This is a genomic window from Tenacibaculum sp. Cn5-46 (genome assembly GCF_022347705.1).
Taxonomy (GTDB): Bacteria; Bacteroidota; Bacteroidia; order Flavobacteriales; family Flavobacteriaceae; genus Polaribacter; species Polaribacter aiptasiae.
Genome location: NZ_JAKRGD010000001.1, coordinates 797,958 through 811,729, shown reverse-complemented (window position 1 = coordinate 811,729; position 13,772 = coordinate 797,958). Strand labels below are relative to the sequence as shown.

Below are 13,772 nucleotides of genomic sequence, written 5' to 3'. Positions count from 1 at the left end.
TAGTAAAATTTGATACTTCTTTAATAACAAAATTAGATTCTAACAGTTTTTTAACTACATTCTTTTTTTAATCATCATTTTAGCTATTTTTACATCTAGTAAAAAAACATCTATGTATTTTAAACATCCTGAAATTCTATACTTCTTAGGGCTTTTAATAATTCCTGTTTTAGTTCATTTATTTCAGTTACAACGTTTTGTTAAAGTTCCGTTTACCAATGTTGCTTTTTTACAAAAACTAGTTTTACAAACACGTAAAAGTTCGCAAATAAAAAAATGGTTAATTCTCTCAACTCGATTACTACTTTTAACCGCTATTATTTTTGCTTTTGCGCAACCTTATTTTAGCAATCACACAATTGATAAAAAGAAAAACTTTTTTATTTACTTAGATAATTCTTTAAGTACTAATACTAAGGGAGAAAAAGGAAATTTATTACAAATTGCCTCTCAAGAAATTATCGAAAATCTTTCAGATAATGTTACCTATTCATTATTAACAAATGATAACTTTTACAGAAATAAAACAACAAGTGATTTAAAAAAAATATTACTTAAAGTTTCTAATACTTCTAAAAACAGAAATCTCGAAGACGTTTTATTAAAAATTTCCACAGAAAACAAGACACAAAACTCTTTATCAAAAAATATTTTTATTTCTGATTTTCAAAACTATACCAAAAATGATTTTGATGATGTAAATACTCCTATCTCATTAGTTAATCTTATTCCTGAATTAAAAAATAACATAGCTATTGACAGTGTTTTTTTAGACGACAATGGTTCTTCTAACTTTAATCTTAATATTCTTGTAAGCAATCAAGGAAAGGCACAAAAAAACATTCCTATCTCTCTTTCTGACAAGAATAAATTAATAAATAAACAAACCTTTTCTATTGAAGAAAATCAAATAAAAAAAATTGTTTTTTCTATTGTTAAATCTCCTGAATTCTTAGGAAAAATAAGCCTCAATTTCAGTGATACTTACAGTTTCGATAATTCCTTTTACTTCACAATTGATACTAGCACCAAAATTAATGTACTAGCTATAGGAAAGCCTTCTGATTTTATAAATAGAATTTATACTAAAGATGAATTTAATTTAACTACACTTAGTAGCAAAAACATAAACTACAATCTAATCCCTAAGCAAAGTTTAATTATTTTAAATGAACTTGAGAGAATTCCTCAAACCCTTATTAATTCTTTAGTAGATTACACTAAAAAAGGCGGCAATATTATAGTAATACCAAATAATAATACTTCTATCTCATCATATAACGAATTACTTACTAGTGTTAATGCTGGTAAAATAGTTACTAAGAAAAATGATAGTTTAAAAATTACTAGTATTAACTATAATCATCCTCTTTTAAAAAATGTTTTTGAAAAAAGAGTTCAAAACTTTCAATATCCTTTTGTTAAAGAATCATTCACTTCTATATTAAATAACGAGAGTAATTTAGTTTCTTTTGAAAACAAAGATGGTTTTATTAAACAAGTAAATTTATCTAATGCTAACCTCTATTGGGTAGCTGCTCCTTTAGAAAAAGAAAATAGTAATTTTACTAACTCTCCACTAATTGTTCCTATATTTTATAACATAGGAAAACATAGTTTACAATTATCAGAATTGTATTACACTATTGGAGAAGACAATACGATTGATATTAATAAACAATTAGGAAAAGATGAAATTTTGACTATTTCAAATAATGAAAATTCATTTATACCTTTACAACAAACCTTTCAAAATAAGGTTAGAATTACTACTAAAGACCAACCTTTAAAAGCTGGTTTTTATCAGATAAAACAACAAGAGAACCCTATAAAAAACATAGCTTATAATTATCCTAAAAGTGAAAGTTCATTACAATTTTTAGATATTTCATCAACTACAAACAAAGACATCTCTACTTCAGTAAAAAACACTTTACAGGATATAAATAATGAAACTAAAATTCAATGGCTTTGGAAGTGGTTTTTAGCGCTAGCCATCGTATCTTTGCTTTTAGAAATTTTGATATTAAAATTTTTTAAAACATGACAACGCTGCTAAAATCGGCAACAATTATTGATGCCACCAGCTCTTACCACAAACAAACTAAAGATATTTTAATTACCGACGGTATTATTACCAAAATTGATGATACTATTTCTGCTCCTGAAGGGTGTGAAATTGTAACACTTGAAAACTTACATATTTCTACTGGATGGTTTGATACGAGTGTTTCTTTTGGTGAGCCTGGTTATGAAGAACGAGAAACTATAAAAAATGGTTTACTTACTGCTTCAAAAAGTGGATTTACTGATGTTGCGGTAAACCCAAATACTAATCCTGTTATTGATAATAAATCTGCTGTAGAATTTTTAATAAACAAAGCTAATGGAGATGCCACTAATTTATTTCCTATTGGTACGTTAACACAACAAAGTAAAGGAATGGAAATGGCCGAGTTGTTTGATATGAAACAATCAGGTGCAATTGCTTTTGGTGATTATAAAAAATCTATCAACGATAATTTATTAAAAATAGCTTTATTATATACTCAAAATTTTGATGGTTTAGCTTTAAGCTTCCCAAAAAACAACTCTATTGCGGGTGAAGGAGTTGCTAACGAAGGAAAAAACAGCACTTTACTTGGTTTAAAAGGAATTCCAGCCTTAGCAGAAGAAATTCAAATTTCTCGAGACTTATTCTTATTAGAATACACAGGAGGAAAATTACATATTCCAACTATTTCTACAAAAAAATCTGTAGAACTAATTAGAGAAGCAAAGAAGAAAGGATTAGATGTTACCTGTAGTGTTGCCATTCATAATTTGGTTTTAACAGATGATGAGTTACATGGATTTGATGGAAACAAAAAGGTCAATCCGCCTTTAAGAACATCAATTGATACAGAAGCTTTAATCGAAGGCTTAAAAGACGGTACCATAGACATTATTACGTCTGATCATAATCCTATTGATATAGAACATAAAAAAGTAGAATATTCAACTGCTAAAGATGGAACTATTGGTTTAGAGAGTGCTTTTGGCGCTTTAAATACTGTATTAGATATTGAAACGATTGTAAAATGTTTATCTCATAATCCTAAAAATCGTTTTGATATTGAACAGAACCCTATAGAAGAAAACCAAAAAGCTTGTCTGTCTATATTTAATCCTGATGGAAATTTTATTTTTTCTAAAGACCATATTATTTCTACTTCTAAGAATAGCATCTTTTTAGACAAAGAATTAAGAGGTAGTGTTTATGGTATATATAATAAAGGACAGCTTATTCTAAACGCTTAATCGAAAAAACACAATAGCAATTCTAGGCAAAAACAATACAATAATCAGTTATTGGTATATTAAGTTGGGAAATTAACTTCTTTTATCAAAACTGCTTTAAGGAATTTATTACATGAGTTTACACTATATTATACGAGAGCCTAAAAAGGCTTCTACCAATCCCCCACTATTAATTTTATTACATGGATATGGTAGCAACGAAAGAGATTTATTTTCATTTTCTGAAGAATTACCTGATGAATTATTAATTGTAAGTGCCCAAGCTCCATATAGCATGGGATATGATGGATATGCTTGGTATGCTATTAACTTCGATGCTAATAATGAAAAGTTTTCTGATCTAGACCAAGCAAGAGATTCAATGACTAAAATTGCTTCTTTTATCAATGAAATTAAAGAGAAATACAATACAGACTCAAATAAGACGTTTCTTTTAGGGTTTAGTCAAGGAGCAATATTAAGCTATGCTTTAAGTCTTAATAATCCCAATATGGTACAACACGTAGTAGCTTTAAGTGGATATGTTAATGAAGATTTGTTACCAGCTGAAGTTAATACTGAAATAACAACTGATTATTATATTTCTCATGGTACAGTAGATCAGGTTTTACCAGTTAATTGGGCAAGAAAAGCACCTACTTTATTAGAAAATTATAATTTAAAAAGTGATTATTCAGAATATCCTGTAGGTCATGGTGTAGCTCCTCAAAACTTTTACAGTTTTAAGAATTGGATTGAACAACGATTAAAATAATGTTTTTAACTTTACACAAAATTTAATAAATGGATATTTTTACTCATCAAAATGCATACAAATGGTTCGTACCTATTTGTGCATTAGCCATTTTTATTGAAATGTATTTTAGCTACAAAAGAAAAGCTAAAAATTATGAGTTCAAAGATGTTTCAACAAATGTCTACTTTGCCATAACCAATGTTTTTTTAGATGGTCTTATGTATGGAGTTTCATTTATAGTAATGAACTTTTTTTACAGCTATAGATTAATTAACTGGGAAAGTACAGGTGTTTTATATTGGTTAATAGCTTTTATAGGACAAGACTTTCTATATTATATACACCATTATGTAGATCATCATTCGCGCTTTTTCTGGGCAGTTCATGTTACGCATCATAATTCTGAATACTATAATATTTCCACTGGGTTCCGTTCCCCTGTATTCCAACCTTTTTATAGGTTTATGTTTTTAATTCCTTTAATTCTTGTTGGAATAGCTCCACTGCATATTATGTTTGCTTATGCAATGAACCAAAATTATGGAACTTTATGCCACACGAATTTTATTAAAAGAAATAAACGTAAAGGTGTTCTTGGTTTCTTTTTAAATATATGGGAATACATTTTTGTAACACCATCTCATCACAGGGTTCACCATGCTTCAAACACCAAATATTTAGATAAAAATATGGGAATGGCATTAATTATTTGGGATAGAATTTTTGGTACATTTCAAGCAGAAGAAGATGAAGAAGATTACGAAAAACTTAAATTTGGATTAACTAAACCTTTAGAAGATAAAGGACCTGTTAATATCATTTTTCATGAATGGAAAGAAATTTTTAAAGATTTCTTTAGTCGTAAAAAACACTTACCGTTAGGTACTCGATTAAAATATGTTTTTATGCCTCCAGGATGGAGTCACGATGGAAGTTCGAAAACTAGTAAACAACTTCAGAAAGAATTGTTCGAGAATAGTAAATAATAAAAAAACCGAGTATTGTACTCGGTTTTTTTTATTTATCCTAAAATTTGATTGGCGTGTTCTTTTGTTTTTACTTTTAAAATAACATCTTCAATTATTCCATTTTCGTCAATTACAAATGTTGTACGGTGAATTCCATCATATTCACGTCCCATAAATTTCTTTGGTCCCCAGACTCCAAAAGCATTGATTACTTCTTTACTTTCATCTGCTAATAAAGGAAATGGTAGCTCATGTTTATTTATCCAATTCTGTTGACGCTTTGCCGAATCGGCACTAGCTCCTAAGATTTCATACCCTTTGGATAAAAAAGCTTGGTAATTATCTCTCAAATCACATGCCTCAGCAGTACATCCTGGAGTACTTGCTTTTGGATAGAAAAACAATACTAATTTTTTCCCTTTATAATCAGAAAGTTTAACAACATTTCCTTTTTCATCAACTGATTCGAAATTTGGTGCTTTATCTCCTATTTTTAATGTAGTCATAATTTGTATTTTTGCGAATATAAAGATATTGAAAATGACCAAAGCAGACAAAGTACAATTTGTTATTAATACATTAAAAGAGCTATATCCTGAAATTCCTGTTCCTTTAGATCATAAAGATCCTTACACCTTACTTGTAGCAGTTTTATTATCTGCTCAATGTACAGATGTTAGAGTAAATCAAATTACTCCTTTACTTTTTGCAAAGGCAGATAATCCTTATGATATGGTAAAAATGTCTGTTGAAGAAATTAAAGAAATTATCAGACCTTGTGGATTATCTCCAATGAAATCCAAAGGTATATATGGTTTATCAAAAATATTGATTGAAAAACACAATGGTGAAGTACCAGAAAGTTTTGAGTATTTAGAAGAACTACCAGCAGTTGGTCATAAAACAGCTAGTGTTGTAATGAGTCAAGCTTTTGGCGTACCTGCTTTTCCTGTTGATACTCACATACACAGATTAATGTATCGTTGGAATCTATCTAATGGAAAAAGTGTAGCTCAAACAGAAAAAGATGCCAAACGATTATTTCCTAGAGAACACTGGAACGATTTACATTTACAAATAATTTGGTATGGTAGAGAATACTCTCCTGCTCGTGGATGGGATTTAGAAAATGATATTATTACAAAAACAATAGGTAGAAAAACTGTTCTTGATGAATATTATAAAAAATAGAACATAAAAAAAGCCCCAACTTTCGTTGAAGCTTTTTCCACTCTTAATTCAAATTCAATTCAATGAGATAGTTTGATTTGGTTTTAACTACTTTTAACGATTTAGAAAAATTAATCAAAAATTGAATTGTTTCTTGTTTAGGTTTCATTTTAAAATCCGAAGATCTTTCAGAGTAAAGTTGCATCATAAAAATTCCCTTATTTATTTATTTTCAATTATTTAACGATGCTTTTTTACTTTTATTGTTTAATTCACCAAAATAATTTTATTTTTCTCTACAATCTTCCTTAAGTTAATTAATGCATATCTCATTCTACCTAAAGCTGTGTTAATGCTAACACCTGTATTTTCAGATATTTCATTAAAGCTCATATCATTATAAATACGCATTTTTAAAACTTCTTTTTGTTCTTCGGGCAACTCCTCTACTAAATCTTTAACATCAGATAGAATTTGCTCTTTAATTATTTGATTTTCTGCATTTAATGTTCCATCACTTAATACAGAAAAAATATCAAAATCATCCGTATTATTAAATGTTGGCATCCTATTACTCTTTCTAAAGTAATCTATAATCAAGTTATGAGCTATCCTCATAACCCAAGGTAAAAACTTCCCTTCTTCGTTATAGCTTCCTCTTTTTAGTGTTCTTATTACTTTAATAAAAGTATCTTGAAAAATATCTTCTGTAGTATCTCTATCTTGTATTTTGCTATAGATAAAGCTATACAAGCGTTGTTGGTGACGTTTAATCAATAATTCTATTGCTAACTCTTTTCCGTTAATGTAGTTTTTAACTAATACACTATCACTTACATCGTTTTTATGCATCATAATTACTTTTTTTTAAAGAAGTCTTTCACAGAGTTTCTTTGGTTAAGGGGTATGTTTATTAAAAGTAATTATTTAGCTATAGGCGTTTATTTATTGATTAATAACTAGTTACAAATATTGCTTTTTTTATATAAAAAACCAAAAATAATTTATTTTTTTTATAAAAACATTAACAAACTCAGGGTTTATAGCCTATTTCTTTAGCATCTTTATCAAACTGAAAATCAGATTATTTTTTCATTTTAATCATTTAATTTCCTAGTTTCTAGATTATGTTTTTCTTATATTTACAATAAACTTAGTTTATATATTTAATTAATCCTCCGAAAACTATGACTAGTATTGCCAAATCCTCAATCGTCTTTCCTCCTGGGAAAGTAATTTCACCTGAAGTAACAATTCAAAAATCTGGAAGCATTTATTTTGAAAACACATTTAAACGCCCCTTACCTTCTCTAGTAGAAGCAACTCAAAATCGTCTAGAAGCAACTCAACATCGTCATGAGCCTATAAATGTAAAAGCACTTATTTTTGTAAGTTCTTCAACTCCATTATCAGCTTCAGCTATAAAGATCTCTCAACTATTTTCTGTAAATAGCTTTGGTGACTATATGCTACAGTTTTTTATTCATACTACTGTAGAAGATATGTTAAAAATAAATGATAAGAAAACTATAAATGAATACCAAGCTTATACGATTAAATTTTCTACTAACGAATTAGTAACATTTCCTGAAGGCATGGACTTGGATGATATCAAAGTAATTCAAACATTTGTTTGGAACATTGACCCTACAACCTCTAGAGGAACTGAAACCACTGTACAAGACACCACACCAGGTTAACCACTAGTATCAAAGCTCTAAATAGAGCCTGTTTTTTTTATATAATTTTTACCCCCCGTAACAAATGCATATTTTAAGAACTATACTAGTACTGTTATTTACTGTACATCTTTTTTCTCAGCAGAAAGACGAATTATCTGTTGAGTTTGAAAAGATTATTGAAAAACATCAACAAAAAGAAGATTTAAAAAGAATACATACTTTTTTCAAAGAAAAGGAATGGGATTCAACTTTAATTCATTCCTATGTTTTATTAAAAGACACAAAGGATAAGAAATTATTAAATTATATACATTTCTTAAGAGCTCGTAGTTTCAAAAAGAAAAATGTTTTAGATCAATCTTTAAAAGAATACCAATTAATATCTAATGTTTTTCCTTTTTATCCCTACACCAAAGGTGCTATTGGTCAAATATATTTGCTGCAAAACAAATACAAGAAAGCTCTAAAAATTTTTCTCGATTTAGAGAAAAATTATTTCAATATTAAACACAAACCTCAGCAAAGTGCTATACTACACAATATAGGACTTTGTTATTTTCATTTGTCTAAATTTAAAGAAGCTGAAAAATATTTATTAAACAGTACTTCTCTACAAGAAAAAAAGAAAGACACGATACTTTTAATTGGTTCTTATATGGATATTGCTAATGTTTATTATGAACAATATAAAGACAATGAAGCTATTCCTTTTTTCAAAAAAGCTTATGAACTTTCAAAAAAAACCTCAAATTTTAAGATCAAAAGAAAAGCAGCTTTAAACATGGCTGTAGTTGAAGAAAATAGAAAAGATTTAGCTAAAGCTCTAGTTTACAGAAAAGAGTTTGAAAAATGGAAAGATTCCATTAATAACCAAAACAGAATATGGGCTGTTGCTCAAGTAGAAAAGAAACTCGCTGTAGCTCAAAAACAAAAACAAATAAATTTATTAGAGGCTGAAAATAAATTAAAAGCATCACAACGAAATGGTTTTTTCATTTCTTCTATTCTACTCATCCTTTTACTTACAAGTGGACTATTCTTATATTCTCAAAAAAGTAAAGCCAATAAAATAATTACAACCCAAAAAGAAGAGCTCAATCAATTAAATAAAACAAAAGACAAACTTTTTTCTATTGTAAGCCATGATTTAAGATCATCAGTAAATCTATTAAAAAAAAGCAATTCTAATCTCTTAACAGAAATTAAAAATCGAAATTACGATGCATTGGGGAACATTGTAAATAAAAATGCAGCTATCGCTAATAGCTCTTATAATTTATTAGAAAACTTGTTAAACTGGTCGACAATGCAAACAAAACAAATCTATTTCAATATAGAATCTGTTGATTTATTTTCTATAATGCAACAAGTTGCCTTTAATTATCAACCTTTATTTGATACTAAAAATATAACTTTCATAAACAAAGTAACTCCTGCTACTTTTATTTATGCTGATATAGACTCTCTTAAAATAATTATTAGAAATTTATTAGACAACGCTATTAAATTTTCTAATGAAAACGACACTATAATTATTTATAATTTTTCTATTAAAAACAACTTAGAATCACTAGTAATAGAAGACACTGGAATTGGAATGAGTGAAGAAACGGTCAAAGATCTTCTAAAAGATACAACACTACTTAACAAAAAAAGAAATCAAGAGGAAATCGGTACTGGACTAGGTATTCACCTCTGTAAAACATTAATCGAAAAAAATAACGCACAATTTAAAATTGAAAGCATTAAAGATATGGGCACTAAAATGATTATCAGTTTTCCAAAATCAAACTAAATATGGATAATATAAACATACTTATTGTTGAAGATAATAGCATAATAGCAATGGAACTAAAAGCTATTTTAGAAAAAAATGGATATAATGTAGTTGGTATTGGACATAGTTACCAAGAAGCTTTAACGCTCTTTTATGAACTTACTGTAGACCTTGTAATCATCGATGTCTTTTTAGGTACAAATCCGGAAGGAATTACTTTTGCTGAAACCATTTCTACCGTTCCTAAATCACTAAAACCATTTATTTTCTTAACAGGTTCTAAAGACCGACATATATTTGAAAGAGCAAAACTAACCAAGCCTTTTCGTTTTTTATTAAAACCATTTAATGAATTAGAAATTTTATATGCTATCGAAATGGCTATTGAAAAGTTTTATAACCAAACAAATATTTTCGCAAGTACTAATCAAAATACAGTAATTAGTGATGATTATTTATTTATAAAGAAAAGAGACTCCTTAAAAAAAGTAATGCTTTCTAACATCATTTATATTGAGGTTGATAATAGATACTGTAACATCATTACGGAACATGAAAAATTCATCATTCAAATTTCATTAGGAAAAATGAATGATTATTTAAACAATTCTTTATTTAAACAAGTTCATAGAAAATACATTGTCAATATCAATGCAATTGATCAAATAAGATTTAAAGAGAACTCTCTATTATTAAAAGGCAAACATGTAGTTTACTTTAGCGATAAGTACAAAGAAACTATCAAATCATTTGCCATTTTAAAATAAACACTAAACACATAAACCTAACTAACAAAGCTTAAATGACGTATAATTTTTATACGTCATTTTTTTTGTATCACTACATAAAAAAATGTGTTCACAACATATCTGTAAAATACAACCTATTTAAAAAGTAACTTCATCACTAAGACTACAAATAAGTGTAACTAAAAATAACTAATCATGGGAAAAAGTACTAACGATTTTAAATTTGTTTATAACGCAGATATAGCGTTAACTAAACTCGACTTTAAAGCTAAAAAGCATTCTATAGGTGATGAAAAAAATTGGGGAGATATTTCCGTCAAAACCAATAAAAACACACTTACAATTACAATTAAAGCTGATAGACATGGTGATGAAAAACCAGCTAAATTTTATAAGGATTTTGTAGATAAAAATACGCAGCATATGATTCATACTGCTAGAGGAAGTAACTCTCCTTCTAAATTAAATTTTGCCGTAGAAGGAACCTTATATATTAATCAAGATGAATTTGAAGTATGTCTTGGTCAAGGACATTATTCTTCTACCAACAACTGGCACCTTTGCTCAAAAAGCATAGAAGCTAAAAGCGATAACAAAGGAGGTGAAATCATAAATGAAAACACCAAATTAGAAGATCAGTTTTACTTAGATCCATCAGGTAGTAACTCTTTTAAAATAAAATGTATAAGTCAACTTTCAGGAAGTCACGATAATGAATTCATCTTATCCGTACCAGATTCTAAATTTGAAACCTTCGAATTCAATACTTCCAGTGCTATTGTTACTATTGGACAACCATATAAAGAAGTGACTTCATCAATAAAAAATGGAAAGGGTGTTATTACTGTAAAAGCTGGAAGACATAAAAGCGAAGCACCTGCAAAATGGTTCAATAATAATATAGGAAAAGGTAGCACCATTGCTTCTTTTACTACAGATAAAAAACCAAGTGAATTAAACTTTGCAATAAAAGGTAATTTAAGATTTAGCATTGAAGGTAAAAAATATCAAATATCAAATGTAGTCATTGGACAAGGGTCAAATATCGGTTTACAAAATAATTGGTGGCTAGGAGGAAAAGAAATGAAAGGTATAAATCTTCCTTTATTAGGAGGTGGAATACTTGCCGCAGGAATTGGAATATCAACAGCTCCTTTTCTTTTCAAATCAATTTTAAATCCAAATGAAATGAGTATCAATAAAGTTGATATTAAAAAAAGTGGAGCAAATCTGGAAGAACTACTTCCTATGATTTTAGAAGAAATTAATCAATAAATTATAGAAAAATGAAAACAAAAAATTTAATTATTAAAGCTTTTAATGATACCGATTATTGTTGGGAAGCTTTTCCAAGCACAAGGAATGAAGAAATTGCCATGAACACATACGATCCAGAAAATCAGGATCAAAAATGGACTATAATTGACTCTAAGTTAACTATAAACACTAAAAACCAAGGTGCTAAGGTAGCTGAAAGTTACCCTAACAGTAATAGACTAGAAACATCTAATAACCACCCTAATGATGTTGATCAAGTTTTTAATTTTCAACATGTAAAAGGTCAAGATTCTAATGTATACTTTATTAGTTGCAACACTAAAAACCAAGGATTACTTTATGTATATGGTAATTCAAAAAATCATCAAGGAATTGGACTACGAGAATATAATCACAGTGATACAGAACTGTATTGGGTTATAGAATAAATTATAAATAAAATTAATTATTATGATGCAACCAACAATTACAATACAGTTAAAAGAACAAATCGATTCTTTTTTAAAAGAATTAAATAAAATTATTCCTTCAAATGTAACTATTTCTACCAATTGGGGAGACTTAGAAAATGTATACGAACATAATTTAAAAAGTCAAATTTTTAATAGACGTTTACAATTTAACCCATTTGTTATAGTCTATTGCGAAACAGCTTCTGATGTTGAAGCTACATACAACACAGCTATCAAAAACAAACTTCCTATAAAAGTTAGAGCTGGTGGACACGATCACGAGGGCGAATGCAACGGAACCAACGTTGTATTAATTGATGTTTCGAAAATGAACCGTGTTTCTATAGATCCAAATACTAAAATAGCTAAAATAGGACCTGGTATTCGATTTGAGTCACTTACCTCAATTTTGGCCGATAATAATGTTATGATACCTCATGGAACTTGTGCAACAGTAGGAATTGCTGGGTTTACCATGGGAGGTGGTTGGGGACCATGGACTCGAAAAATGGGGATGTGTTGTGAACATTTAGTTGGCGCTACTATCCTACTTGGAAATGGTAAATTAATAAACCTAAACGCAAATCCGGAAACAGGTTCTATACCTGACTTACTTTGGGCACTTAGAGGAGGTGGTGGTATGAGTTATGGTATTGTTACTGAATTACGCATTCAAACATTTCCTTTACCTAAAGTTTTACATCGCTTTGAAATTGAATGGAATCCTTATTCTGATCAAAACCCTGACTCAATAGAAGAAAATGTTCCTACCATTCAAGTATTGAAAAAATGGGAAGAATTAATTACTTCAAAAAATACTCCTAGACTAACTGGTACTAATTTAAAAATAAACGGTAGATCATGGGATAACAATACATCAATTGATACTGAAACTATAGCGCATAATTGTGTGTTTTATGGGTACTGGGAAGGAGATGAAACTAGTTTAACTGATGCTATAAATGATAATTTCACAGGAGTTCTGGCAAATTATGAATTTACTATTGAACCAGCTACTGGCGCAGATTTTCATCATAAAAATAATTATGGTAAAAATTTAATGAGTAATTGGGACAGAGAATCTCATTCTAAAATTTTAAGCAAGCTAAACTTACTTCAGGGAACTCCTTTACAACCTGATGAAGATTTACCTGCTCCACATAAAATCACTTCTCGTTTAGTTGATAAAAATGGATTGGATTACAATGATAAAAATGGATATCAACAACTTTTAAAAAGTTTAACATCAAGTTTAATATTAGATGGTAATAGAGCTTTAGGCCTATTTAACTATGTTACTTTAGGAGCTATAGTGGGAGATTTCTATACACAAAAAAGTGAAGAAACAAATAGCGCATTCCCATACAAAGACAAGCTATACACTATACAATATCAATGCTGGTGGAATACAGAAATTGAAGAAAAAGAAGAGTTTCAAGACAATTTTGTCTATGATAGAACAAATCGTGCTTTAGATTGGATTGAAGCAAGTAGAGATTTTGACATTCCAAATACCTCTGGAGCTTTTATTAGTTTTAAAGATAGTTCAATCCCTACCAAAACATACTTTGATAAAAGTTATAAACGCCTAATAGAAATAAAAGAAAATGAGTCTAAAGACCCATATAATCATTTTAGAACTCGTAAAACCATTATTTAA

At 28.7% G+C, this 13,772-nt stretch carries 13 protein-coding genes; 11 read left to right on the top strand and 2 right to left on the bottom strand.

Annotated elements, in window-relative coordinates; translation table 11 throughout:
* Positions 1-112 precede the first annotated feature (112 nt).
* The 4 genes from MHN29_RS03835 (at position 113) to MHN29_RS03820 (ending at position 5,022) form a co-directional block, all read left to right on the top strand.
* Positions 113-2,047: a BatA domain-containing protein gene (locus MHN29_RS03835; RefSeq protein WP_235272798.1), complete on the top strand. Its 1,935-nt coding sequence runs from the start codon at positions 113-115 to the stop codon at positions 2,045-2,047.
* Positions 2,044-3,300: a dihydroorotase family protein gene (locus MHN29_RS03830; protein ID WP_235272799.1), complete on the top strand. Its 1,257-nt coding sequence runs from the start codon at positions 2,044-2,046 to the stop codon at positions 3,298-3,300. Before MHN29_RS03835 ends, MHN29_RS03830 begins: the two co-directional genes overlap by 4 nt.
* A gap of 112 nt (positions 3,301-3,412) precedes the next feature.
* Positions 3,413-4,054, top strand: coding sequence for an alpha/beta hydrolase (locus MHN29_RS03825; protein WP_235272800.1), 642 nt, complete (start codon positions 3,413-3,415; stop codon positions 4,052-4,054).
* A 29-nt stretch (positions 4,055-4,083) separates the two neighbouring features.
* On the top strand, positions 4,084-5,022 hold the full coding sequence (locus MHN29_RS03820; protein WP_235272801.1) for a sterol desaturase family protein: 939 nt from the start codon (positions 4,084-4,086) through the stop codon (positions 5,020-5,022).
* 35 nt (positions 5,023-5,057) lie between these two features.
* Here MHN29_RS03820 and bcp read toward each other — a convergent pair whose 3' ends face one another.
* Positions 5,058-5,510 (bottom strand): thioredoxin-dependent thiol peroxidase, encoded by a 453-nt coding sequence (gene bcp / locus MHN29_RS03815; protein ID WP_235272802.1) that lies wholly within the window; start codon positions 5,508-5,510, stop codon positions 5,058-5,060.
* A gap of 34 nt (positions 5,511-5,544) precedes the next feature.
* Between bcp and nth the strand changes: the two genes are divergently transcribed.
* Entirely contained in the window at positions 5,545-6,195 is a 651-nt protein-coding gene (gene nth, locus MHN29_RS03810) for an endonuclease III (RefSeq protein ID WP_235272803.1), read from the top strand.
* A 246-nt stretch (positions 6,196-6,441) separates the two neighbouring features.
* Here the strand turns inward: nth and MHN29_RS03805 are convergent, their stop codons facing one another.
* Positions 6,442-7,026 (bottom strand): RNA polymerase sigma factor, encoded by a 585-nt coding sequence (locus MHN29_RS03805; RefSeq protein WP_235273654.1) that lies wholly within the window; start codon positions 7,024-7,026, stop codon positions 6,442-6,444.
* 335 nt (positions 7,027-7,361) lie between these two features.
* Between MHN29_RS03805 and MHN29_RS03800 the strand changes: the two genes are divergently transcribed.
* From MHN29_RS03800 to MHN29_RS03775, 6 genes are all read left to right on the top strand, one after another.
* The gene (locus tag MHN29_RS03800) at positions 7,362-7,874 is read left to right on the top strand and encodes a hypothetical protein (protein WP_235272804.1); all 513 of its coding nucleotides are present in this window, start codon (positions 7,362-7,364) and stop codon (positions 7,872-7,874) included.
* A gap of 64 nt (positions 7,875-7,938) precedes the next feature.
* A complete protein-coding gene (locus MHN29_RS03795) occupies positions 7,939-9,651 on the top strand; it encodes a tetratricopeptide repeat-containing sensor histidine kinase (RefSeq protein WP_235272805.1) in 1,713 nt (570 codons plus the stop codon).
* Positions 9,652-9,653: 2 nt separating this feature from the next.
* Entirely contained in the window at positions 9,654-10,400 is a 747-nt protein-coding gene (locus MHN29_RS03790) for a LytTR family DNA-binding domain-containing protein (protein WP_235272806.1), read from the top strand.
* A gap of 177 nt (positions 10,401-10,577) precedes the next feature.
* A complete protein-coding gene (locus tag MHN29_RS03785) occupies positions 10,578-11,657 on the top strand; it encodes a hypothetical protein (RefSeq protein WP_235272807.1) in 1,080 nt (359 codons plus the stop codon).
* A gap of 11 nt (positions 11,658-11,668) precedes the next feature.
* Positions 11,669-12,088: a hypothetical protein gene (locus MHN29_RS03780; RefSeq protein WP_235272808.1), complete on the top strand. Its 420-nt coding sequence runs from the start codon at positions 11,669-11,671 to the stop codon at positions 12,086-12,088.
* Between the two features lie 22 nt (positions 12,089-12,110).
* Positions 12,111-13,772: an FAD-binding oxidoreductase gene (locus MHN29_RS03775; RefSeq protein ID WP_235272809.1), complete on the top strand. Its 1,662-nt coding sequence runs from the start codon at positions 12,111-12,113 to the stop codon at positions 13,770-13,772.

Bases quoted from the DNA above. Each gene is read 5' to 3' on its own strand.
- MHN29_RS03785 (WP_235272807.1), top strand. From the start codon at position 10,578: ATGGGAAAAAGTACTAACGATTTTAAATTTGTTTATAACGCAGATATA.
- MHN29_RS03805 (WP_235273654.1), bottom strand. From the start codon at position 7,026: ATGCATAAAAACGATGTAAGTGATAGTGTATTAGTTAAAAACTACATT.
- MHN29_RS03780 (WP_235272808.1), top strand. From the start codon at position 11,669: ATGAAAACAAAAAATTTAATTATTAAAGCTTTTAATGATACCGATTAT.
- MHN29_RS03790 (WP_235272806.1), top strand. From the start codon at position 9,654: ATGGATAATATAAACATACTTATTGTTGAAGATAATAGCATAATAGCA.
- bcp (WP_235272802.1), bottom strand. From the start codon at position 5,510: ATGACTACATTAAAAATAGGAGATAAAGCACCAAATTTCGAATCAGTT.
- MHN29_RS03800 (WP_235272804.1), top strand. From the start codon at position 7,362: ATGACTAGTATTGCCAAATCCTCAATCGTCTTTCCTCCTGGGAAAGTA.
- nth (WP_235272803.1), top strand. From the start codon at position 5,545: ATGACCAAAGCAGACAAAGTACAATTTGTTATTAATACATTAAAAGAG.
- MHN29_RS03775 (WP_235272809.1), top strand. From the start codon at position 12,111: ATGATGCAACCAACAATTACAATACAGTTAAAAGAACAAATCGATTCT.
- MHN29_RS03825 (WP_235272800.1), top strand. From the start codon at position 3,413: ATGAGTTTACACTATATTATACGAGAGCCTAAAAAGGCTTCTACCAAT.
- MHN29_RS03795 (WP_235272805.1), top strand. From the start codon at position 7,939: ATGCATATTTTAAGAACTATACTAGTACTGTTATTTACTGTACATCTT.
- MHN29_RS03835 (WP_235272798.1), top strand. From the start codon at position 113: ATGTATTTTAAACATCCTGAAATTCTATACTTCTTAGGGCTTTTAATA.
- MHN29_RS03830 (WP_235272799.1), top strand. From the start codon at position 2,044: ATGACAACGCTGCTAAAATCGGCAACAATTATTGATGCCACCAGCTCT.
- MHN29_RS03820 (WP_235272801.1), top strand. From the start codon at position 4,084: ATGGATATTTTTACTCATCAAAATGCATACAAATGGTTCGTACCTATT.